Source organism: Solimonas sp. SE-A11, from assembly GCF_030345715.1.
GTDB lineage: Bacteria > Pseudomonadota > Gammaproteobacteria > Nevskiales > Nevskiaceae > Solimonas_A.
The window spans coordinates 138,397-156,810 of record NZ_JAUASX010000004.1; the positions used below are offsets into that span (position 1 = coordinate 138,397).

At 66.2% G+C, this 18,414-nt stretch carries 19 protein-coding genes and 1 pseudogene; 9 read left to right on the forward strand and 11 right to left on the reverse strand.

Going from position 1 to position 18,414, the window contains the following annotated elements; all coding sequences use genetic code 11:
* Positions 1–33: 33 nt before the first annotated feature.
* The 3 genes from QT386_RS06970 to QT386_RS06980 form a co-directional block, all read right to left on the reverse strand.
* A complete protein-coding gene (locus tag QT386_RS06970) occupies positions 34–987 on the reverse strand; it encodes a glycoside hydrolase family 16 protein (RefSeq protein WP_289273027.1) in 954 nt (317 codons plus the stop codon).
* Positions 988–1,233: 246 nt separating this feature from the next.
* Positions 1,234–2,433 (reverse strand): YheT family hydrolase, encoded by a 1,200-nt coding sequence (locus QT386_RS06975; RefSeq protein WP_289273028.1) that lies wholly within the window; start codon positions 2,431–2,433, stop codon positions 1,234–1,236.
* A gap of 18 nt (positions 2,434–2,451) precedes the next feature.
* Entirely contained in the window at positions 2,452–4,797 is a 2,346-nt protein-coding gene (locus QT386_RS06980; protein ID WP_289273029.1) for a fatty acid cis/trans isomerase, read from the reverse strand.
* A gap of 566 nt (positions 4,798–5,363) precedes the next feature.
* Between QT386_RS06980 and QT386_RS06985 the strand changes: the two genes are divergently transcribed.
* The 5 genes from QT386_RS06985 to QT386_RS07005 all read left to right on the forward strand — a co-directional run bounded on the left by QT386_RS06985 (position 5,364) and on the right by QT386_RS07005 (position 8,005).
* Positions 5,364–5,498: a hypothetical protein gene (locus QT386_RS06985; protein WP_289273030.1), complete on the forward strand. Its 135-nt coding sequence runs from the start codon at positions 5,364–5,366 to the stop codon at positions 5,496–5,498.
* A gap of 126 nt (positions 5,499–5,624) precedes the next feature.
* Positions 5,625–6,113, forward strand: a complete 489-nt coding sequence (locus QT386_RS06990) for a hemerythrin domain-containing protein (RefSeq protein ID WP_289273031.1) — start codon at positions 5,625–5,627, stop codon at positions 6,111–6,113.
* A gap of 457 nt (positions 6,114–6,570) precedes the next feature.
* Entirely contained in the window at positions 6,571–6,888 is a 318-nt protein-coding gene (locus QT386_RS06995) for a helix-turn-helix transcriptional regulator (RefSeq protein WP_289273032.1), read from the forward strand.
* Entirely contained in the window at positions 6,885–7,598 is a 714-nt protein-coding gene (locus tag QT386_RS07000) for an MIP/aquaporin family protein (RefSeq protein ID WP_289273033.1), read from the forward strand. Before QT386_RS06995 ends, QT386_RS07000 begins: the two co-directional genes overlap by 4 nt.
* The gene (locus tag QT386_RS07005; RefSeq protein ID WP_289273034.1) at positions 7,595–8,005 is read left to right on the forward strand and encodes a low molecular weight phosphatase family protein; all 411 of its coding nucleotides are present in this window, start codon (positions 7,595–7,597) and stop codon (positions 8,003–8,005) included. Before QT386_RS07000 ends, QT386_RS07005 begins: the two co-directional genes overlap by 4 nt.
* A 117-nt stretch (positions 8,006–8,122) precedes the next feature.
* On the opposite strand, the gene QT386_RS07010 is transcribed toward QT386_RS07005, so the two are convergent.
* Positions 8,123–9,352 (reverse strand): pyridoxal phosphate-dependent aminotransferase, encoded by a 1,230-nt coding sequence (locus QT386_RS07010; RefSeq protein ID WP_289273035.1) that lies wholly within the window; start codon positions 9,350–9,352, stop codon positions 8,123–8,125.
* Between the two features lie 289 nt (positions 9,353–9,641).
* Between QT386_RS07010 and QT386_RS07015 the strand changes: the two genes are divergently transcribed.
* Complete coding sequence (locus tag QT386_RS07015; protein WP_289273036.1) at positions 9,642–10,673, forward strand: RNA methyltransferase; 1,032 nt, start codon at positions 9,642–9,644, stop codon at positions 10,671–10,673.
* A gap of 27 nt (positions 10,674–10,700) precedes the next feature.
* Here QT386_RS07015 and QT386_RS07020 read toward each other — a convergent pair whose 3' ends face one another.
* Both QT386_RS07020 and QT386_RS23370 read right to left on the reverse strand, forming a co-directional pair.
* Positions 10,701–13,010 carry a DUF349 domain-containing protein gene (locus QT386_RS07020; RefSeq protein WP_289273037.1) on the reverse strand — a complete coding sequence of 770 codons (2,310 nt, stop codon included), beginning with the start codon at positions 13,008–13,010 and terminating at the stop codon, positions 10,701–10,703.
* Between the two features lie 89 nt (positions 13,011–13,099).
* Positions 13,100–13,500, reverse strand: a pseudogene (locus QT386_RS23370) (dihydrofolate reductase family protein).
* 244 nt (positions 13,501–13,744) lie between these two features.
* Between QT386_RS23370 and QT386_RS07025 the strand changes: the two are divergent.
* A complete protein-coding gene (locus QT386_RS07025; protein WP_289273038.1) occupies positions 13,745–14,542 on the forward strand; it encodes a 5'-3' exonuclease H3TH domain-containing protein in 798 nt (265 codons plus the stop codon).
* Between the two features lie 179 nt (positions 14,543–14,721).
* On the opposite strand, the gene QT386_RS07030 is transcribed toward QT386_RS07025, so the two are convergent.
* The 5 genes from QT386_RS07030 to cadR all read right to left on the reverse strand — a co-directional run bounded on the left by QT386_RS07030 (position 14,722) and on the right by cadR (position 17,411).
* Positions 14,722–15,156 (reverse strand): DUF885 family protein, encoded by a 435-nt coding sequence (locus QT386_RS07030; protein WP_289273039.1) that lies wholly within the window; start codon positions 15,154–15,156, stop codon positions 14,722–14,724.
* A complete protein-coding gene (locus QT386_RS07035) occupies positions 15,128–15,322 on the reverse strand; it encodes a hypothetical protein (protein ID WP_289273040.1) in 195 nt (64 codons plus the stop codon). The genes QT386_RS07030 and QT386_RS07035 overlap by 29 nt, the downstream gene beginning before the upstream one ends.
* A 136-nt stretch (positions 15,323–15,458) precedes the next feature.
* Positions 15,459–16,448, reverse strand: coding sequence for a dipeptidase (locus QT386_RS07040; protein ID WP_289273041.1), 990 nt, complete (start codon positions 16,446–16,448; stop codon positions 15,459–15,461).
* Positions 16,449–16,488: 40 nt separating this feature from the next.
* Positions 16,489–16,890, reverse strand: coding sequence for a hypothetical protein (locus QT386_RS07045; RefSeq protein WP_289273042.1), 402 nt, complete (start codon positions 16,888–16,890; stop codon positions 16,489–16,491).
* Between the two features lie 80 nt (positions 16,891–16,970).
* Positions 16,971–17,411 (reverse strand): Cd(II)/Pb(II)-responsive transcriptional regulator, encoded by a 441-nt coding sequence (gene cadR, locus QT386_RS07050; protein ID WP_289273043.1) that lies wholly within the window; start codon positions 17,409–17,411, stop codon positions 16,971–16,973.
* A 94-nt stretch (positions 17,412–17,505) separates the two neighbouring features.
* On the opposite strand from cadR, the gene QT386_RS07055 reads away from it, so the two are divergent.
* Both QT386_RS07055 and QT386_RS07060 read left to right on the forward strand, forming a co-directional pair.
* Positions 17,506–18,138, forward strand: a complete 633-nt coding sequence (locus tag QT386_RS07055) for a cation transporter (RefSeq protein ID WP_289273044.1) — start codon at positions 17,506–17,508, stop codon at positions 18,136–18,138.
* The gene (locus QT386_RS07060) at positions 18,122–18,397 is read left to right on the forward strand and encodes a hypothetical protein (protein WP_289273045.1); all 276 of its coding nucleotides are present in this window, start codon (positions 18,122–18,124) and stop codon (positions 18,395–18,397) included. Before QT386_RS07055 ends, QT386_RS07060 begins: the two co-directional genes overlap by 17 nt.
* Positions 18,398–18,414 lie beyond the last annotated feature (17 nt).

Sequence of the window (18,414 nt, forward strand, 5' to 3'; positions counted from 1 at the left end):
TTCCCTGGCGGGCGTGATACTGCGACCGTGCTGTTACTTCCAGACTCGCACGTAGTCGATCTCCGTGGTGGCCGGCAGCATGCCAACGCCACCATAGGCGTTGGCGCCGGTCCCCAGCGCCTGCGTGAGCGCGATGATGTAGCGCTTGTCGAAGGCCGAATCGTTGGAGTTGTTCACCAGGCAGGACTGGCCGTTGACCAGGATTTCCAGGCGGTTCGAGGTCCACTCCAAGGTGTAGGTATTCCACTGGCCGCGGTTGGCCTGGCAGGTCCAGGCGGTGTTGATGCCCGGCTGCGGACCCAGCAGGTCGGCGGCGTAGTGCAGGAACGGGATGGCCAGGTTCGGGTGCTGCGAGTAGGTTTCGACGATGTCGATCTCGCCGGACAGGGGCCAGAGCGCGGTGCTGTGGTAGCGCACGTCTGGCCACAGCCAGAAGGCCTCCTGCAGGCCCGGCGCGCTTGCGGAAGGCACCCTCATGCGGGCCTCGAAGCGACCGTACTTCTGCGAGAACAGGTAGTAGGTTGAGATCTGGCCTGCGGCGAAGCGCGAGCCGGCGCGGTTGCTGGGGCAGCCGGCGACCGGCTGCGCCATCTCCTTGACCGAGAGATTGAGATTGCCGCCGGAGACGCTGATGACCGCCGGATCGTCGATGTAGCAGGCGTAGACCGTGTTGCTGCCGTTCACGAAGTTGGTCTGCGGGACCCACTTCGAACGATCCAGGCTGGTGCCGTCGAAGTTGTCGGAGAATGTGCACTGCCACGGGGTGCCGTCGGATTTCACCACGGTTGCGCCGCAGCCCCCGGCATCGATCATCCCTGAAGCGGCCGGCGTCTCGGGTGGCCCGATCAGCTTGAGATTGCAGGACAGTTCGTTTGCCAGGTTCGGCTTCCAGTCGGCACAGGTTGCTGCGCCTGCCACTGGTGCGAACATGGAAGCCGACGCGGCGAGGACAAGAATCAGTACGGCGCTTGCGAATCGAGTTGTCACGACATTCTCCCCTTTTGGTTTTACCCCAGGAAAGCCTATGTATCTCGATTGGGGGATGTCTGTAGGAAAGCGCCTTCAAAAAAGGGGGCGTTGTGAGCGGCTGCCTGGCTCGGAGCCACAAGCCGCCGCAGCGAGCGGCTCTCATGATCCGGATTTACTGCAATAGCGCCGCGCAAGGCATAGAGCGATCAGGCCGGAGACTTCCGAAGCGCGGCGACGAGAGCGATTTTTACCAACGCTTCTTGGTCATCCAAGCGCGGTGGACGCTGGCATGGGCCCGTTGTGCAGGCTGGCGCCGCCGGCGGGCGGCAGATTGAGCGCCTGCGCGCCAGCATTGGCGGCCTCTTCCGATGGCGTCAATTGCTCGTGCGCGGCGACCAGGTAGCCGGCGATCAGCCGGTTTGCCCAGGAGCGCGCCGCCCAGCCCTCGAAGAAGGCGCAGTGGCTGCCTCGGGCCGAGCGCACCAGCAGCGCATCCGGGATGCGCTTGATGGCGTCCAGGTGGTCCAGGACGTTCTCGACGACGCAGACGGGATCGTCGTCGGCGTTCAGGATCATCATGGGGACGGCAATGCTATTGAACACGCCCATGGGATTGGAGCGCTGCAAGTAGTCGCCGACGCTGGCGCAGCCTGCCATTTCGTACAGGTTCTGATGGAATTCGCTGAGGTCCGTGGCGGCCAGGCAACTGTTGTAGCTACCCAGGTGGGCGAAGGACTGCGAATGCGGCTCCAGGAAATGCCGCTTGAGCCGCGTGGCCATGGCCCGGCTGTAGAACGGCTTTGCGCGCGTCCAGGCGACGCCGATGTCGTAGCCGGGGCAGTAGGCGACGCCGGCCTGGATCAGCGAGCGGGGGCCTTCCTCGCCCAGATAGCGCACCAGCAGGCCGGAGCCGGCCGAAGCCCCTACGGCATAAAGCGGGGACGCCGGGAATTCATCGCGGATGCGCTGCAGTTGCTCGCGCAGATCGTCGGTGCAGCCCATGGTGTTGACCCGGGGTGCGGTCAGCGGCAGGCCTCCATGGCCGCGGCGCGTACACAGCACGACGCGCCAGCCGGTGGCCTTTCTCATGTCGTTGGCGATCACGCGCATGCTTTGCGCGTCGCCTGTCACGGTATGTAGCAGCACCAGGGTGGGCGTTTCAGGCGCCGTATCCAGGCCGAGCCAGTCGAGGGCCGTGGTGCCGCCGTCGCGCATGGTGAGGACATCATGCCGCTCGTAGCGCAGACGGGGCGTGATGGCCTCGCTCAGCATGAGCCAGATCACTTGCAGGTGATGGTTGTACAGCCAGGGCGTGGGGTGGTACGCCTGGCGCAGTTGATCGAGCCGGCCGAGGACTGCGCGGTTGAAGGCGGAGGGGTGGAAGTCCACCTGCGGGCGGCTCACCGCCCGCAGCCGGTAGTGCGCGAACCACAGGGCCAGCAGCAGCGCGAGGACGATCATCATGGCCTGGCCCCCTGCCCTCTACAGGTTTTCATATCGGTTCATGTCGAAAAGGGCGGCCTGCACCGGATCGGTCTCCTGCAGGTAGCGCGTGAGGTCATGGAAGACCTCCCAGAAGTCCGGCCGGGTCCTGCGCACGCCCCAGATCTGCACCACGGCTTCCAGTTGCCGCGCATCGGTGACCTGGCTCAGTGAATAGGTGAAACGGTCCATTTCCGCCAAGGGTACATCGAACATGAAGTTGGGATAGCTGCCCATGACGCCGGGCGTGACCGTGAGCGTGTCCTTTTCCGGCAGGCGACGATCCTCTTCTCCCAACAGGAAGGCGACATTGCTGTGCGCGCGATTGTGGATGAGGGAGTAGATCAGGCGCTCTCCGCCCGGGGCGGTGACGCGCAGGTAGCTGAGCTCCGGCATCAACTTGATGACCGGCAGCTGCGCGGCGGTCCTGGCCGTCAGGCGACGCAAGGCGGTATTGGCGCTGCGCGTGGCAGGGCTCTCGCCCGCCGCGGTGCAACTGCCACTGGCGCAGCGGTTGAGAGTGTCCGCCGGGCCCATGATCGGGCGCATGCGCTGGTAGAGCTGCGCCGCGAACTGGCGCTTGACGTCTCCGCCCTGGTAGCGGATGCGGGTGGGGACGCGATCGTCGGCGGGGGCGTATTCGCTGAACCACTTCTTGTCCTTGCCGCCGCCGGCGTACCACTGCTCGCGCAGCGGGTTGCGGGACTCCCTGGGCAGCAGGCGCAGGAAGTTGTACTCGGCCTCGTTGCGGATCAGGTCGAAGTACAGCCGCGTCTTGAGCTGGTGGGACACGCTGCCGTAGACGTTGAAATTGACGACGAGCTGGTAGTAGCTGCGCTCAAGCAGGGGGTAGTCCATCATCCAGATGGTGTCGGGCACGTCGCCGGTCAGGCCACGCCGGACGGCGGCATTGTTGAAGTGGCGGAAGATGGTCAGCAGCGCCACGCGATTCCAGCCGTCGCCATCCCAGATGTTCCGGAAGTCCGGGCCCTGGGGCTGCGTGCGGGCTAGCTCCTCCTGGCGCAGCAGTACGTACTGGTTGCGCTGCTCGTTGTACTTTTTCCACTCCGAGGCGATGCCGGTGAGATCGGAGTCCTGCCCTGGCACGCCGATCAGCGGGGTAGCCTTCTGGCGGTAGGCGGCGTCGTTGACGTAGCGCTCGGTATCCGGGTCTTCAAATACGGCCCAGAAGTGGTCGCGGATCACATCGGTGGCGATCTGGCCGCTGCAGACCGGGCCGCGGATGAAGGTGCGCACGAAGTACTCGGCTTCGTCGAGCATGAACTGGTAGCGCGCCTTGGCCGGGATGGCGGCGAAGGTGAGGAAGGCGTTTGCCTTCTCCGCGTCGCTGTAGCCGGGGGCCTGGCCGGCGTCCCACTTCTGGCCGAAGAAGAGCTGGTCGTAGCGGCGCATGCGCGCGTCGGTCAGCGCGTAGGTGATGTGGGTTTTCTCGACCAGGGTTTCGGTGATGAGGCGGAAGCGGTAGTAGAACGGCCCCTGGGGATCGTCATTGGGGCGGACGGTAGCCACCGGGACGATGGGGCCGTCCGGCGTACGCGAGCGCAGCAGTTCGAAGAAATGCGGGGATTTGTCCGTGTTGAAGTGGACGTGCGCGAGGAAGAGGTGCTCGTACAGGTAGCGCGCCACCAGCTTTTCGCGGGCGCCGTCACGATTGAGGTAGCGCTCCCATTTCTGGATGGCCTTCACCTCTGCCGCCGTGGGCTGCAGGCTGGAGGGCTCGGTGCGGCTGCCCTCGTCCACCCAGGTCTGCAGCTTGGCGTACTCGGCGCCGGTCAGGCCAGCCACGCCCAGGGGCATGCCCTGCTCCGGGCGCTTCCTGGCGTAGCGATCGAACTCGTCCAGCGTGGGGCATTCGTTCGTGCGCTCGGTGCCGAGCTCGATGCTGTCCGGCAGCTTGCTGTTGGGTGGGAAAGGGTTCTTGTGACCGAGCTCGATCATGCGGCTAAGCAGCGAGGCCTCCCGCAGGCTGTCCTTGCCCGCCGGCCCGTACTGCGTGGAGTAGAAGCCTTTGTTTCTCCATTCCGCGGTGGACAGGGCGTCGATCCCCAGGCGGGTGGGAGCGAGGTCTTCTGCGCGGGTGCCGTCGTATACCCGTAGCTTCGAGGCGCCGCGTTGCGTGCCGGCGGGGCTTTCGAGCTTAAGCTGGCAGGGCGCATCGTTGCAGGAGTGGCAGGCGATGCACTTATTTTCGAAGATCGGCTGGATGTCGCGCTGGTAACTCACGGTCTGCCGCAGTGCGGGCGGCGGAGTGACATCTTCATATACGAGCTTGTCGGAGCACGCCGTGGTGATGGCCAGACAGGCGATCAGTGCCAAGAGCTTCATTGCCGAAGAGCACATGGGGATGATTTTCATGGGCGCGAGCGCGAATGGGCCGTGCTGGCCTGAGAAGCGGAGGCAGCGAAGTGGGCGGGAAGTCCGCCGGATGCCAAGAAGGGCCAGGGCCCGCAGGCAATTGCTCCCACCGGAACTACCCCCGGAAAGCCGGGAGCAAGGGTATAAAAGGACGACATGGCGTTTGCGCTCGATCTTGTAGTGCAAGGTGCAGTGCAATGGGCATGCCGCAAATTTCCGTGAACAAGCCATTGATTTTTAAATGATCAACAAATGCCCTCTCAATAAAATTCATGCGAAATGCATGCTTCGCCTGGGCGGCCATCCCCTTAATGCACGGAAGCATTCCCCGAGACTTGCAAAGGGCAAGCGTTGCCGCGCGCGACGGGGAGAGCCCGTGGTGTCGCGAGCTCCCCAGCTTTTTGCACGACCACAGATCGGATAAAGCCGCGATTTCCTGCAATTTGCAGGCATTCTTGGGAAATATTCCTTTTAATTCAGTGTTTTGAAGGTGGCACGCCTCGTGTAGGTACAGAGCCATCAAGGGAGTGCTGAACATGAGCGATTTCTGGTTGTTGACGGGCGTGGCGCTGCTGGCCCTCGAACTCTGGTCGGCCCGGAGTCCGGGCTCCGCGTCATCAGCTCACCGCAAGACGGCCGCCCCCGCGTCGGTGCAGGCGCCCTTTGCGTGAGCGCGCCTCGTGCGCTGCAAGCCGCATGCCCCCTACGGCGCAGGCACTCCTCAAGGATTCGTCCTCGCCGGGACGTGAATCGCCCATCATCGAAGCCTGGAACACCAAGCGCACAGGAGCCACTACATGTCTGAAACGATCTTCGCCGCACTTCGCGAGAGCCATGACCGCCAGCGTTCGCTTTGCCGGCAGCTGTTGGCATCCAAGGCCCATACCGAGCACCGCACGCAGACGTTCTCGGCGCTGAGGATCGAGCTGGCGGCTCACGCGGCGGCCGAGGAGCGGCATCTGTATGTGCCCATCCTGATGGAAGATACGGGCCTGTCCTCTGCCCGCCATGCCCTCCACGAGCATCACCAGATGGATGAGCTGATCGAGGATTTGCAGGTTCTGGACCATTCCGGGCGGTCCTGGATGGCCACCGCGCGCAAGCTTTCCGAGAAGGTGCACCACCACCTGCGCGAGGAGGAGAAGAAGTTCTTCCAGGTGTCCGGCAAGATTCTCGACGAGGTACAGAAGGCGCGCTTGGCGAAGCGTTACCGGAAGGAATATGCCCGGATGGTGAAATCTCTTGCCAGCGGCGAGACGCAGATCTCGCGATTGAAGCGTGCGTGAGGCAGCGCGGACGAGCACCCCTCCTGCCGTGGCTTTCCTACAGGCCCTTTACCACGGGGATACAGGGCAGGCTTATCCCTTTTGGGGATTGGTAAATGGATACATCGCCCCCCTGGAAGCCTAGCGATCGGTAGAACCGCGCCGCATTGAAGGTGGACTCCAGGTGCAGCCTCCTGGGCCCAGCGCCATGCTTTCCAGTGGAAGCATCATGGCGCGACCGATGCCGTTTCCCATGGGCACGGCTTCAGACGATGTCCGCATAAGAATTTGCCAGATGGAACCTGATTCGAGCCCTGCTCGGCGCACTATCCGTCGCTACCATGCGAACGGCAACAGCGGACAGTTTGGGGGATTGGCTGGACGCTTTGGGAGCGGACCCTGGCATGAGCAACAACCGCCAGCCTCGATACTTCAATAATCATTGACACGTTCATATTGTTTCAACGATCATTGAAACATGAAACTCGATGCTGCCGTATCACTGCTGGGTGCCTTGGCGCAGGAGTCGCGCCTGGCGCTGTTCCGCCTGCTGGTCCAGAAGGGGCCTGACGGGATAGCGGCGGGTGAGATTGCCGAGCGCCTGGGCGTTGCACCGAATGCGCTCTCCTTCCACCTGAAGGAACTGAGCAAGGTGGGCCTGCTGAAGTCCCGGCAGGAGGGCCGGTTCATCTACTACGCGCCGGACTTCAAGGTGATGAACGGGCTGGTGGCCTACCTGAGCGAGAACTGCTGCGCCGGCAGCAAGACCGCGGACCCCTGCTGCCCACCCCGATGAATGCCAGTCTCTCACGCCGCCTGGCCGCTGAAGCCCTGGGCAGCTCGCTGCTGCTGGCGACGGTGGTGGGCTCCGGCATCATGGCCGAGCGTCTTGCCGGGGGGAATGTGGCGCTGGCCCTTCTGGCGAACGCGCTGGCGACCGGCGCGGTGCTGATGGCATTGATCCTGGCGCTGGGGCCGATCTCCGGCGCGCACTTCAACCCGGCGGTCACGCTCGCGGATGCCTGGCAGCGAGGCCTGCCCTGGCGCGAGGTGCCGGGCTATGTCATTGCGCAGGGTGCGGGGGCCTTTGCCGGCGTGGCCGCTGCGCACCTGATGTTTGGCGAGCCCTTGTTCTCGGCGTCGATCCGGATACGGACCGGGGCGCCACAGTGGTTCAGCGAGTTCGTGGCGACCTTCGGCTTGCTGGCGATCATCTGGGGATGCTCGCGCCGCCGCGCGGAGTCGCTGCCCTTTGCGGTGGCGGGGTATATCGTGGCGGCTTACTGGTTCACCGCGTCCACCTCGTTCGCCAACCCTGCGGTGACGCTGGCACGCGCGGCAACGGACAGCTTTGCCGGCATACGGCCGGCCGATGTCCCAGGCTTCATGCTGGCGCAACTGGCCGGAGCCCTCTGCGCGACGATGCTGCTGGGCTGGCTGGTGCCTGCGGCGCCACGCCATGCGCCTGAGCCGTTGTCCCTCCCACATGACCGAGTCCGAACATGAAGACCGTGATCTTTGCCTGCGTGCACAACGCGGGCCGTTCGCAGATGTCTGCGGCCTTCTTCAACCAGCTTGCCGATCCCCTGAAAGCACGGGCGATTTCCGCCGGGACGCAGCCAGCCGCGCGGGTACATCCGGAGGTGCTAGAGGCCATGCGCGAAGACGGTATCGATCTGTCTGCCGCGCGCCCGACGAAGTTGACGGCGGAGCTGGCGCAAGGGGCGGAGCTGCTGGTGACGATGGGCTGCGGCGATGAGTGCCCGTATGTTGCCGGGCTGCGGCGGGACGATTGGCCCCTGCAGGACCCCAAGGGTGGTTCGGCGGAGCAGGTGCGTGGCATCCGCGACGATATTCGCCGGCGGGTTGTCCAGCTGTTGCAGGCGAACGGGTGGACGGCAGCGCCAGGCTGAGGAACTGAGCGCCTGCCCATGCCCGCGCAGGATCGGGGCTTGGCCGGCGAGGCGCCAATGAGTTGCCGCCCACCCTTCGACAGGCGCAGGGCGAACGGCAATCAGATCAAGGCTTCACTAGCCCTTGCCGTGCCTGGCGCGGTAGTCGGCGAGGAACTTGGCGATACGGCCGATGGCTTCGCGCAGGTCGGGCTCGTGGGGCAGGAAGACGATGCGGAAGTGATCGGGCTTGGGCCAGTTGAAGCCGGTGCCCTGGACCAGCATCACCCGGGTGGCTTCCAGCAGTTGCAGGAAGAACTGGCGGTCGTCCTTGATCGGGTAAATCTCGGGGTCGAGCCGGGGGAACATGTAGAGGGCGGCCTGGGGCCTGACGCAGGTGACGCCGGGGATGGCGGTGATCAGTTCGTAGGCGAGATCGCGCTGGCGGCGCAGGCGGCCGCCCTCGCCCACCAGGTCGTTGATGCTCTGGTAGCCACCCAGGGCGGTCTGGATGGCCCACTGGCCCGGCACGTTGGCGCAGAGCTTCATGTTGGCCAGCATGTTCAGGCCTTCGATGTAGTCGGAGGCGCCGGCCTTGTCGCCGGAGACCACCATCCAGCCGGCGCGGTAGCCGCAGGCCCGGTAGCTCTTGGACAGGGAGTTGAAGGTGAGGGTCAGTACGTCGGTGGAGAGGCTGGCCAGCGCGGTGTGGCGGGCGTCGTCGTAGAGGACCTTGTCGTAGACCTCGTCGGCCAGGATGACCAGGTTGTGCTCGCGGGCGATGGCGACGATCTCGCGCAGCACTTCGTCGGAGTAGATCACGCCCGTGGGGTTGTTCGGGTTGATGACGACGATGCCCTTGGTGCGCGGGGTGATCTTGGCGCGGATGTCGGCGAGGTCCGGCACCCAGCCGTTGGCTTCGTCGCAGAGGTAGTGCACGGGCTTGCCACCCGACAGGCTGGCGACGGCGGTCCACAGGGGGTAGTCGGGGGCGGGCAACAGCAGTTCATCGCCGTTGTCGAGCAGGGCGGTAGTCGCCATGGTGATCAGCTCGGAGGCGCCGTTGCCCAGGTAGACGTCTTCCAGTGTGACGCCCTGGACGCCCTGGGTCTGGGAGTAATGCATGACCGCCTTGCGGGCGGCGAAGATGCCCTTGCTGTCCGAGTAACCGGCCGAGTTGGGCAGGTTGCGGATCATGTCCTGCTGGACTTCCTCGGGGGCGTCGAAGCCGAACACGGCGAGGTTGCCGATGTTGAGCTTGATCAGCTTCTGGCCTTCATCCTCCATCTGCCGGGCCCGATCCATGATGGGTCCGCGGATGTCGTAGAGGACGTGAGCCAGCTTGCTCGACTTTTTGATGGCTTTCATGGGGACGGGGTCTGCGAAAGGCGCTGATCATAAGGCAGAAAAGCCCCGACATCTCGTCCGCTGGCGCTCCCGGCAACACCCGCCGGCCGGCGCAGGCCCTGGAGGGCGCCTCACCCCCGCCCCGGGATTGCCTGTGCCCCCCGGACGCCCAGGCTGGGCAAGACGGGGATGGGCCTGGGGGCGCCGGGCCTGCCTGCATGAGCGCCACCGCGATTGCGCGGGAACGTGATTCCGTAGAATAGCGGGCTGTTTTTCCACACGGACCGCGGGCGGACCGGGGGCGGCGGCAATGCACATCGCACAGATTCGCGAGCGGCTGCGTGAGGCGGGCGCTGCGCCGATCCACGAGCGGCGCCTGCTGCGCCACTGGGCCCAGGGGGCGGCGCAGGCGGGCAAGCGCAAGCTCGACGATTTCCTGCCGCGGACGGTCCATGAGGCGCTGCCGGCGCTGGAGGCAGACCTGGCGGGCCTGGTGGCGCTGCGATCGGTCCACCCCAGCGAGGACGGATCGGAACGGCTGCTGCTGGCGCTGCGCGACGGCCAGACCATCGAGAGCGTGCTGCTGCCCCGCGAGGGGTTGTGCGTGTCGTCCCAGGTCGGCTGCGCGGTGGGCTGCGTGTTCTGCATGACCGGCCGCACGGGGCTGCTCCGCCAGATCGGCAGTGCGGAGATCGTGGCGCAGGTGGTGCTCGCGCGCCAGCGCCGGCCGGTGAACAAGGTGGTGTTCATGGGCATGGGCGAGCCGGCGCACAACCTCGACGCGGTGCTGGAGGCCATCGAGCTGCTCGGCAGCAGCGGCGGCATCGGCCACAAGAAGCTGGTGTTCTCCACGGTGGGCGACCTGCGGGTGTTCGAGCGCCTGCCCCAGGGGCCGGTGAAACCGGCGCTGGCGCTGTCGCTGCACACCACGGACGCTACCCTGCGTGAGCGGCTGCTGCCGCGCGCGCCGCGCATTGCGCCGGAGGAACTGGTGGCGCTGGGCGAAGACTATGCGCGCCGCACCGGGTACCCGATCCAGTACCAATGGACCCTGCTGGATGGGATCAACGATGGCCCGGACGAACTGGATGGCATCGTGCGGCTGCTCAAGGGCCGCTATGCCGTGCTGAACATGATCCCCTACAACGCGGTGGACGACCTGCCCTTCCGGCGCCCGAGCTGGGAGCGCGCACGCACGATTGCCGGCGACCTGCACCAGCGCGGCGTGCTGACGAAGCTGCGCCAATCGGCCGGGCAGGATATCGACGGCGGCTGCGGGCAGTTGCGCGCGCGGGCGGCGCGTATCAAGGCGCCAGCCGTTCTCCCCTCTATCCAACAGTAGGCCGGCGCTCCAACGCACCGGGGCCTGTCAGGCCCGGGCGCTGCCCAGCTCGCGGCAGCGCCGGAAGCGCTGCAGGAGCGGCTCGTAGGCCATGTCCTCCACGGGGCCGATGCCGATCCACTCGATGGCCATGGCGTCCAGCGGTGTCTCGTCGGCCCTGGAGCCCTGCCCCATGCCCTGCACCAGGCGCTGCAGTTGGTATTCGCGACGCAGGGCCTGATCCTCCGGCGGCGTCGGGGTGTCGGTCACCAGTTCGGCCCGGATGCAGAGCAGCTTCAGGGCATTTTCATGGGCCTGGAGGTCCGCGGAGGGCTCGCGGGCAAGGCTCTGCCGGAGGGCGTCCAGGCCTCCCTTGGGCCAGCGCTGCACGGAGGCGATGTGGGACTCGGCCGCCTCTTTCAGGGCGCCGAGCGGCTGTGTGTCCGCGCCGCTTGCCAGGGCGAGCCTGTAGCGGCGCACGTGGTCTGCGGCCGTGAACAGGTCGCTCCAGGAATGTTCGGCGTCGCGCGCATGCTGGCGCGCGACGGCCTTCCTGCATCGATCCAGACCCTGGTCGAGCCGGTTGCGGAGCTCGCGCGTGTCGGCACGTGGAAGCTCGCCGAGCGCTTCGAAGGCGCTGCGCAGTTCGGCTAGCGCTCCGGCACGCGCCAGCAGCTCGGGGCCTTCGAGCGCGGCGATGCTCTCGATCTGCTCGCACAGGGCCAGGGCCTGCGCCTTGTTGTTTTCGAGATCGGCCGTGAAGGCGGCAACCGCCTGCTGCCGCCTCTGGAACACGGCGTCGCAGTGCTGGCGGAATTCGCCCCAGAGGCGCTGGTCTGCTTCTCGTGGTACGGGGCCCACGGCCTGCCACTGCTGCTGCAGGCCCTTGATCGCGTCGATGGCCTTGCGGTTGTCGTCACTCGCCAGCAACTGGCGGGCGCGCTCGATCAGGGCTTCCTTCTGTTTCAGGTTGCGGGCGTGCTCGGCATCCACCCGGCCCTGCAGGCTCGCGGTGAGGGTGTCGAAGCCCTTCTGCTGCGCCTTGGCGGCCTGGCGGTCCACCGGGGAGCAGTTGCGCCACTCTTCCTTGGTCTCGCGCAGTGTCCGGATGACGTCCCGCCAGTCGGCCTGCTCCCAGTTGTACTCGGCGGCGAACGCGGTGAGCCGGGCCAGCAGGGCGTCACGGCGCTGCAGGTTTTCCGCGCGGACCAGGGCCTGGGCGGCGAAGTACTCGCTGCAGGGCTGATACGCCTTCTGGGCGGCCTGGTGGAAGCGCTGCCATTCGGCTTCGAGACTTTCATCGGCCCCCTTGCTCAGGGTGCGCCATTCGTCCTGCAGGCCCTTGATGCGATCGGCGAGTGCCTGCGGATCGAGCGGCACGCCGATCAGCGATTCCATTTCCTCGATCAGTTCGGCGCGCTTGGGCGCCACTGAAAAACTCTTCCAGTCCTTGAGCTCGGCGATCTGGTTATCGAGCTGCTGTATCTGGCTGGCCAGGTTGGCCGGCAGGGGCTGGGCCGCGGGCAGCTTCTCTTCGATGGTCCGCCGTATGCCCGCTGCGCGGGAGGTGCTGCCGTCGCCCAGCGCGGCGCGTGCCTTGCGGATCAGTTCGCCGATCTGGCGTGCCCCTTGCTGCTCGGCCTGCTGCTGTTCGGACAGCGCGCGCTTCTGCTCGCTCGCGACACGGGCCTGCTCCGCAGCGGCGGCGGCGGACTCCTGCGCCTGCTGCTCGCGCAGGCGCCGTGCCTCTGCGGCGGCGTCGATGGCGGCCTGCTCGCGTGCGGCTTGCTCGGCCACCTGGCGATGATGCTCGGCAACGGTCTGGCGCGAGCGGTCGATCCACTGCTGCACCTTGCCGCGCAGCTCCGGGTCGGCCTGGGCGGCTACTTCGTTCCAGCTGATCTCGTACTGCTCCAGCCGCGGGCCGTACAAGGCGTCGTACGGGCGCTGGCTGTGGCGCTCGAGGGCGGCCGCGGTATCACGGATGCCGGCCTGCAGCTGCTCGAGCTTGCGGGCCTGCTCGAGCAGGGCATCGCGCTTGGCCGTCAGGATCTTGTAGACGTTGTTGTCCTTGCCGCCGCGGACGTCGCGGATGAGCTGCCGCAGCAGGTCCGGATCCTGGATGGCACTGGCGGCCGCCTGGCGAATCCTGGTGGAGGACCCGGCAACGACCAGCCGGGCTATGGCCTGGGCGTCTTCGGCCTCCACGGCCGACTGCAGGGCCTTTCTCTCGGCGTCGTCGGTCAGCGCGCGATCTGCGGCGCTGGTCTTGGGAGGGGCCTTGCTGGCCTGCCGGGACGGCGCCGGTGCGGGCGCAGGCGATGGCACTTTGCGAAAGAAGCGCGAGAACAGCGACATGGTTGGCCTGCACGGCATGGGGCGGGTCGCGCATTCTACCCGCGCGGGCAGGCCTGCATCAGTCGCATGCCCTGGCCCCTGCCGCGGACCTACCCTCCGGGTGCATACCGGGTCGCTACCGAGCCGGAGGCGAATTCCTTGCGCCCTACGGGCTGAAGGTCGAGGTGTTTCGGCAATCTGCGAAAAGGGCCGGACCGCGGCCTGCGATCCGGGGATGCACGATGAATTCGTACTCGTCGATCAGCCCAGCCCTGCAGGGCCATCGGCAACTGCAGCCCGCCCACGAACAGCCCGTTTCCCGGCTCCTGCTTGGGCCGCTGGACGGCCGTACGACGGTCCGGGCCACGGGGGCCCAGGCCTCTTCCATCATCTGGTAGATGACCCGCCCGAACAGCAGGGCGTCGGCCCGGGCGATGCCCTGGGTGGCGTGGCGATACAGTTCTTCGTCCGGTGTGATGCCGAGGTGGTCGCAGCAGCCGTCCAGCGTGATGTTGATGGATAGCGGAGGGGCGCATGCGCGCTCCTGCGGAGGGACGGCGGCGGATGAGGCGGCACAGCGAATCCGGGCTGCACGGAGAACGCCGTCAAGCCGGGCGCGATCCGGATTATGATCCGGGGTCACAGACGTGAATCCGGATCGGGGCATGAGCCGCCAGAAGCAGATCGACGAGGTTGGCGGGTGGGGGATGGTGGTGGCGCAGGCCGTAACCCTGCGCGTGCGCTGATATCCCTCCATGTCAGGCGATAGCGAACACCTGCTGGTCATCGACGGAAACAACCTGGTCCGCCGCATTCATGCGGCGATCAAGGAAGAGGATCCGGCGGCGCATATGGCGGAAACGCTGCGTTCCTGCCGCAGCTCATTCCGCAGGGCGCGACAGAACCACCCGCATACACATGCGCTCGCGGTCTTCGATGCGGGCGGGCAGAACTGGAGGCACCGGCTCTATCCGCGTTACAAGGCGGACCGCAGTCCATCACCCGTGGGACTGGACGAGCTGATGAAATCCTTGCGAGCGGAGCTGGAGGGCCAAGGTCTGCGCACGCTCAGCGTTCCCGATATCGAGGCGGATGATGCGATCGCGGTGCTGGCGATGCGCTGGCAACAGCGGAATCGCGGGACCATGACCATCTTGTCCACCGACAAGGATCTCTGCGCGTTACTGAGCCCGTCCGTGTCCGTGCACGACCATTTCGGCAATGTGAGCCGTGATGCGGCCTGGGTGCTGGCCAAGTTCGGCATCGAGCCGGGCCTGATCCAGGATTACCTGGCCCTGGTCGGCGACAAGACGGACAACATTCCTGGCGTGGAGGGGATCGGTCCGGTGAAGGCGGTGCAGCTCCTGAAGGAGTTCAAGTCCCTGCAGGGGATCCTTGAAAGCCGATCGCTGCAGAAAGTGGCCAGGCAGGTAGTGCGGAATCGCGAGATGGCGCTGCTGTCGCAGGCGCTGGTCGGCTTCAAGACCGATGTGTCCATCGGCGTGTCATGGGCCGACATGCGTGTCGGTGGGTCTGCCCCCGCGGGCCCTTGATGGATGCCGGCCTTATCCACAGCGGCTGTGGATAAGGCCGTTGATAAGCTGCCGCTAAATGCGCCCTGCCCCCTGCCCTGAGCGGTTTGGACAACAAATCAGCAGGCGTGCCGGATGTGGCCAAGTGCTGTGCTGAATCAGAATCCGGGCCTTGCAGTTCGCCCGTTCCGACACTCTCCCTAGGCTTCGATGAAGACCTTGCCGAGGTGCCACTCCACGGCCGGCAGCGGCAGGGCAGCGGCCTCGAGGATGGCGGAATGGAAGTCGCGGTAGTCGAAACGATCCTTCATCCTCGTGCGTACCTTGTCGCGCATCCGCAGCAGGTCTTCATCGCCAAGCTTGTAGGCGATCGATTGCGCGGGGATGCCGCAGGAGTAGCGCAGGCTGTCGGACTCGATCTCGGCATCGGCGCAGAGCGTGTACTGGCGCAGGTGGTCCCTGACCTGCACCCAGCTCCAGCCAAGGGCGTTCATGCCAGTGTCCACCACCAGGCGGCAGGCGAGGAAGGCGTCCTTGCAGAGACGGCCATAGGGGTCGAAGGGATCGTCGTGGAGACTCATTTCCCCGGCCAGCGTGGCGGAGTATTCAGCCCGGGCTTCGTCGAAGGCATTCACCGAGGCGTTGCGCCGCAGCGGTGAAATCGTGCGTGGGGTAATGGCGCAACAGCCAGGCATGCGCTTCCTTGCCACCCGGAAATTTGTCCAGGCCCACCTCATCGAGTGCGAGGCGCTCGTAGTCGGCGTCGAGCTGCGCGATCAGCGCATCGAAGGCCGGCAGCACTTGCTGCTCCACACGCCGGGTAACCTCTGCGACGAAAGAAGTCGCTGCCGATGTGGCCGCAGGCGAGGTCCCGCGCCTGGCTGACCGCGCTCAGGGCCTGCTCCGGCGGTGTGATGCGATGCGTACAATGTTGTGATCATTTCCAGACCGCGCGGGCGACGCGCAGGTTGTTGGTGCCGAGGAAACCCTGCAGGTCGGCATCGCTCCAGCCGCTGGCCAGCAGGGCGTCGGCGATGACGGGGATACGCTCCGGCTCGACCATGCGGATACCGGCACCGTAGCCGAGAGCCGGTGGGAATATCTGCGGATTGCCGGTGACGAAGTCGTCCAGCTCCTGGCGGTCGAAGACGTAGTCCAGGCCGATGCCGACGTGCTGCGGGCCGACCAGGTCGGCGACGTAGCGCACGTGGCGCAGGTAGGTCTCGGTGGAGTTGTCGTTGTCGCCGAGGAACAGGCCGACGCCATTGATGTTGATCACGCCGCCGCTAGCGGCACAGGCGAGGATCAGGTCATCGGTGATGTTGCGCGGGTGGTCGTGGACGGCCCGCGGATTGGAGTGCGAGAAGATCACCGGCTGCTGGATGTAGTCGATGGCCTCTCGCGCGGTGCGGGCGCCGGTGTGGGTGCAGCACAGCACCATGCCGCAGTCCTTCATCGCGTCTATCACGCGCCGGCCCTGTGCGGTAAGGCCGATGTCCTCGTCCTGACAACCGCCGGCTAGCTTGTTGTTCTGGTTGTAGGCCAGCAGCATCCAGCGCACGCCGAGTGCGTAGAGCCGTGGCACCAGCGAGGGCTCATCCTGCACCGGGATGCCGCCTTCCATGTCGAAGAACACCGCCAGCTTGCCCTCGCGATGGGCACGCTCGATATCGCCGACACCGGCGCCGACGATGTAGTGCTGCGGCCATTCAGACAGCCAGTCGCGGACGGAGGCCAGCATCTCGAACGGGCGCTGGATGGCGTCGCAATCGCAGCTGACGTTGAGGATCACCACCGTGGCACCTGCGGCACGGTGGCGCTCCAGTTGCGGCAGGAAGTCCTTGTCGTCGGGCCGCAGCGGCATGCAGGCGTGGTTGTCCCACACCAGGCGGCGGTCTGTCAGCGGCTGTGTTCGAGGGCGGTCCATGATGTCCTTGCGGGAGGTTGAGGGAGCGGACGGGTTGCGGTCAGGGCATCCGGATTTCGGTATCGAGCGTGGCGGCGCGGCTGGCAGCCTGGAAGGCGGCATCGATGATCTTCATGCCCTCAGGTTCGCCGGACAGGGTCACCGGCTCGCTGCCCGGCGTTTCCCCTGCCTTGCTGCGACGCATGAATTCCATCATGGCGCGGTAGTCACCCTTGAGCAGGATGCCGGCGGGCTGCGCCGGCGGCTCCAGGCTGAAGGATACGCCCGGGACGGAATCAACGCTCATCGTCCACCAGACGGTCCGCTCGCCATGTGCGAGCTCGTAGTCCATGTCCCAGTGCCGGTCCAGCCGTGCGCATTCGTCCTGGCTCACCCGGTCGGCCGCCAGCAGCTCGTTCATGCGGGCGACGTGCTCCGGCGACATGAAGACCAGCTTGCTCATGCGACGGCCGGCCGGCGGTTCCTGAGGTGCCTGTCGAAGAACGCCGACATGCAGCGGTAGAAGTAGTCGAAGTGCAAGGCCTAGGTCTTGGGTGCCGCCCCTGGATGGCAGGCACAGGCTTCGCCATGGGCCGCGGCCACCAACTCATGCAGGATGCCGCACTCCGCCGCGGTGTGCCCGGCCTCGCAGTGCGTCCGCAGCGCGGTGAGCTGCTTCTCCAGGGCCTGCATGGACTTGAGGCGGGCGCGAACCCGCGCGAGGTGCTCGTCGATCAGTTGGTTGATGTCGCCGCAGTCGGCTTGGGGGCGCTCGACGAAACCAAGCAGGCGCTGCACGTCGGCCAGGGGCATGTCGAGCGCGCGGCAATGGCGGATGAAGGACAGACGCTCCAGGTGCACGGGGCCGTAGGCCCGGTAGCCGTTGGCACGCCGCTCGGGTTCCTGCAGCAGGCCGGATCGCTCGTAGTAGCGGATGGTCTCGACATCCACGCCGGTGGCCTCGCTCAACTCGCCGATTCGCATGTGTTCTCCGGATGAACGGGCCTGTCCATCCTACCCCCTTGACCCTTTAGCGGCTACAGGGTGTTCAATGGCCCCAGATCAACCGGAGACCGCCATGGGCGATTCCTGCTGCGCCAGCAACTCCTGCCAGAGCCAGGCCTCCCCGCGCTACCGCCGGGCGCTGTGGATGGCGCTGGCGATCAACGCGGTGATGTTCGTGGTGGAGATGGCGGCGGGCTGGAACGCCGGCTCGGTTTCGCTGCTCGCCGATGCCGCCGACTTCCTGGGCGACGCCGCGAACTACGGCGTGTCGCTGTGGGTGCTGTCGATGGCGCTCGTCTGGCGCTCGCGCGCGGCGCTGCTGAAGGGTGCCACCATGGGCTTCTACGGCCTCTTCGTGCTGGGCCACGCGGGCTGGAACGCCATGCACGGCGTGGTGCCGGAGGCGTACACGATGGGCGTGGTGGGCGCCCTCGCCCTGGTCGCCAACCTGTCGGTGGCGGTGATGCTCTATGCCTTCCGCGATGGCGACGCCAACATGCGCTCGGTGTGGCTGTGCTCGCGCAACGATGCCATCGGGAACATCGCGGTGATTCTGGCGGCTGGCGGTGTCTTCGGACTGGGATCCGCCTGGCCGGACCTGGTGGTGGCGGTGATCATGGCGGGCCTGGGAATTTCGGCTGCCCGCTCCGTCATTACCCAGGCGCGCGTTGAACTGAAGGAGGCCGGCCATGCTGCTCACGCCTGATGTCACCTGGATGGCACTACTGGCGGTGCAGACGCTGCACCTGCTGCACCACCTGATGACCAAGCGCCACATCAGCATCGTGGAGGTGTTGACCAGCGCGGCGTTGTTGATACCGACCACGGCCGGGCCCGTGGCCAGCCTGCTGCTGATGATGCTGCACCTGGGCCTGATCCTGGTGCAACTGGTGGGCAGTATCTGGATCCGGCGCCTGTCGCCGGGCTGCGGCGACGAGCGGAGCTTCTGGGCCAGCCTGGGCTGATCGGCCCGGCAGGCGCA

Excerpts from the sequence above, each read along its gene's own strand:
- QT386_RS06985 (WP_289273030.1), top strand. The coding sequence starts at position 5,364 with ATGAGCGATTTCTGGTTGTTGACGGGCGTGGCGCTGCTGGCCCTCGAA.
- QT386_RS06990 (WP_289273031.1), top strand. The coding sequence starts at position 5,625 with ATGTCTGAAACGATCTTCGCCGCACTTCGCGAGAGCCATGACCGCCAG.
- QT386_RS07060 (WP_289273045.1), top strand. The coding sequence starts at position 18,122 with ATGCTGCTCACGCCTGATGTCACCTGGATGGCACTACTGGCGGTGCAG.
- QT386_RS07005 (WP_289273034.1), top strand. The coding sequence starts at position 7,595 with ATGAAGACCGTGATCTTTGCCTGCGTGCACAACGCGGGCCGTTCGCAG.
- QT386_RS07055 (WP_289273044.1), top strand. The coding sequence starts at position 17,506 with ATGGGCGATTCCTGCTGCGCCAGCAACTCCTGCCAGAGCCAGGCCTCC.
- cadR (WP_289273043.1), bottom strand. The coding sequence starts at position 17,411 with ATGCGAATCGGCGAGTTGAGCGAGGCCACCGGCGTGGATGTCGAGACC.
- QT386_RS07025 (WP_289273038.1), top strand. The coding sequence starts at position 13,745 with ATGTCAGGCGATAGCGAACACCTGCTGGTCATCGACGGAAACAACCTG.
- QT386_RS07020 (WP_289273037.1), bottom strand. The coding sequence starts at position 13,010 with ATGTCGCTGTTCTCGCGCTTCTTTCGCAAAGTGCCATCGCCTGCGCCC.
- QT386_RS07000 (WP_289273033.1), top strand. The coding sequence starts at position 6,885 with ATGAATGCCAGTCTCTCACGCCGCCTGGCCGCTGAAGCCCTGGGCAGC.
- QT386_RS06975 (WP_289273028.1), bottom strand. The coding sequence starts at position 2,433 with ATGATGATCGTCCTCGCGCTGCTGCTGGCCCTGTGGTTCGCGCACTAC.
- QT386_RS06995 (WP_289273032.1), top strand. The coding sequence starts at position 6,571 with ATGAAACTCGATGCTGCCGTATCACTGCTGGGTGCCTTGGCGCAGGAG.
- QT386_RS07010 (WP_289273035.1), bottom strand. The coding sequence starts at position 9,352 with ATGAAAGCCATCAAAAAGTCGAGCAAGCTGGCTCACGTCCTCTACGAC.
- QT386_RS07040 (WP_289273041.1), bottom strand. The coding sequence starts at position 16,448 with ATGGACCGCCCTCGAACACAGCCGCTGACAGACCGCCGCCTGGTGTGG.
- QT386_RS07015 (WP_289273036.1), top strand. The coding sequence starts at position 9,642 with ATGCACATCGCACAGATTCGCGAGCGGCTGCGTGAGGCGGGCGCTGCG.
- QT386_RS06980 (WP_289273029.1), bottom strand. The coding sequence starts at position 4,797 with ATGAAGCTCTTGGCACTGATCGCCTGTCTGGCCATCACCACGGCGTGC.
- QT386_RS07045 (WP_289273042.1), bottom strand. The coding sequence starts at position 16,890 with ATGAGCAAGCTGGTCTTCATGTCGCCGGAGCACGTCGCCCGCATGAAC.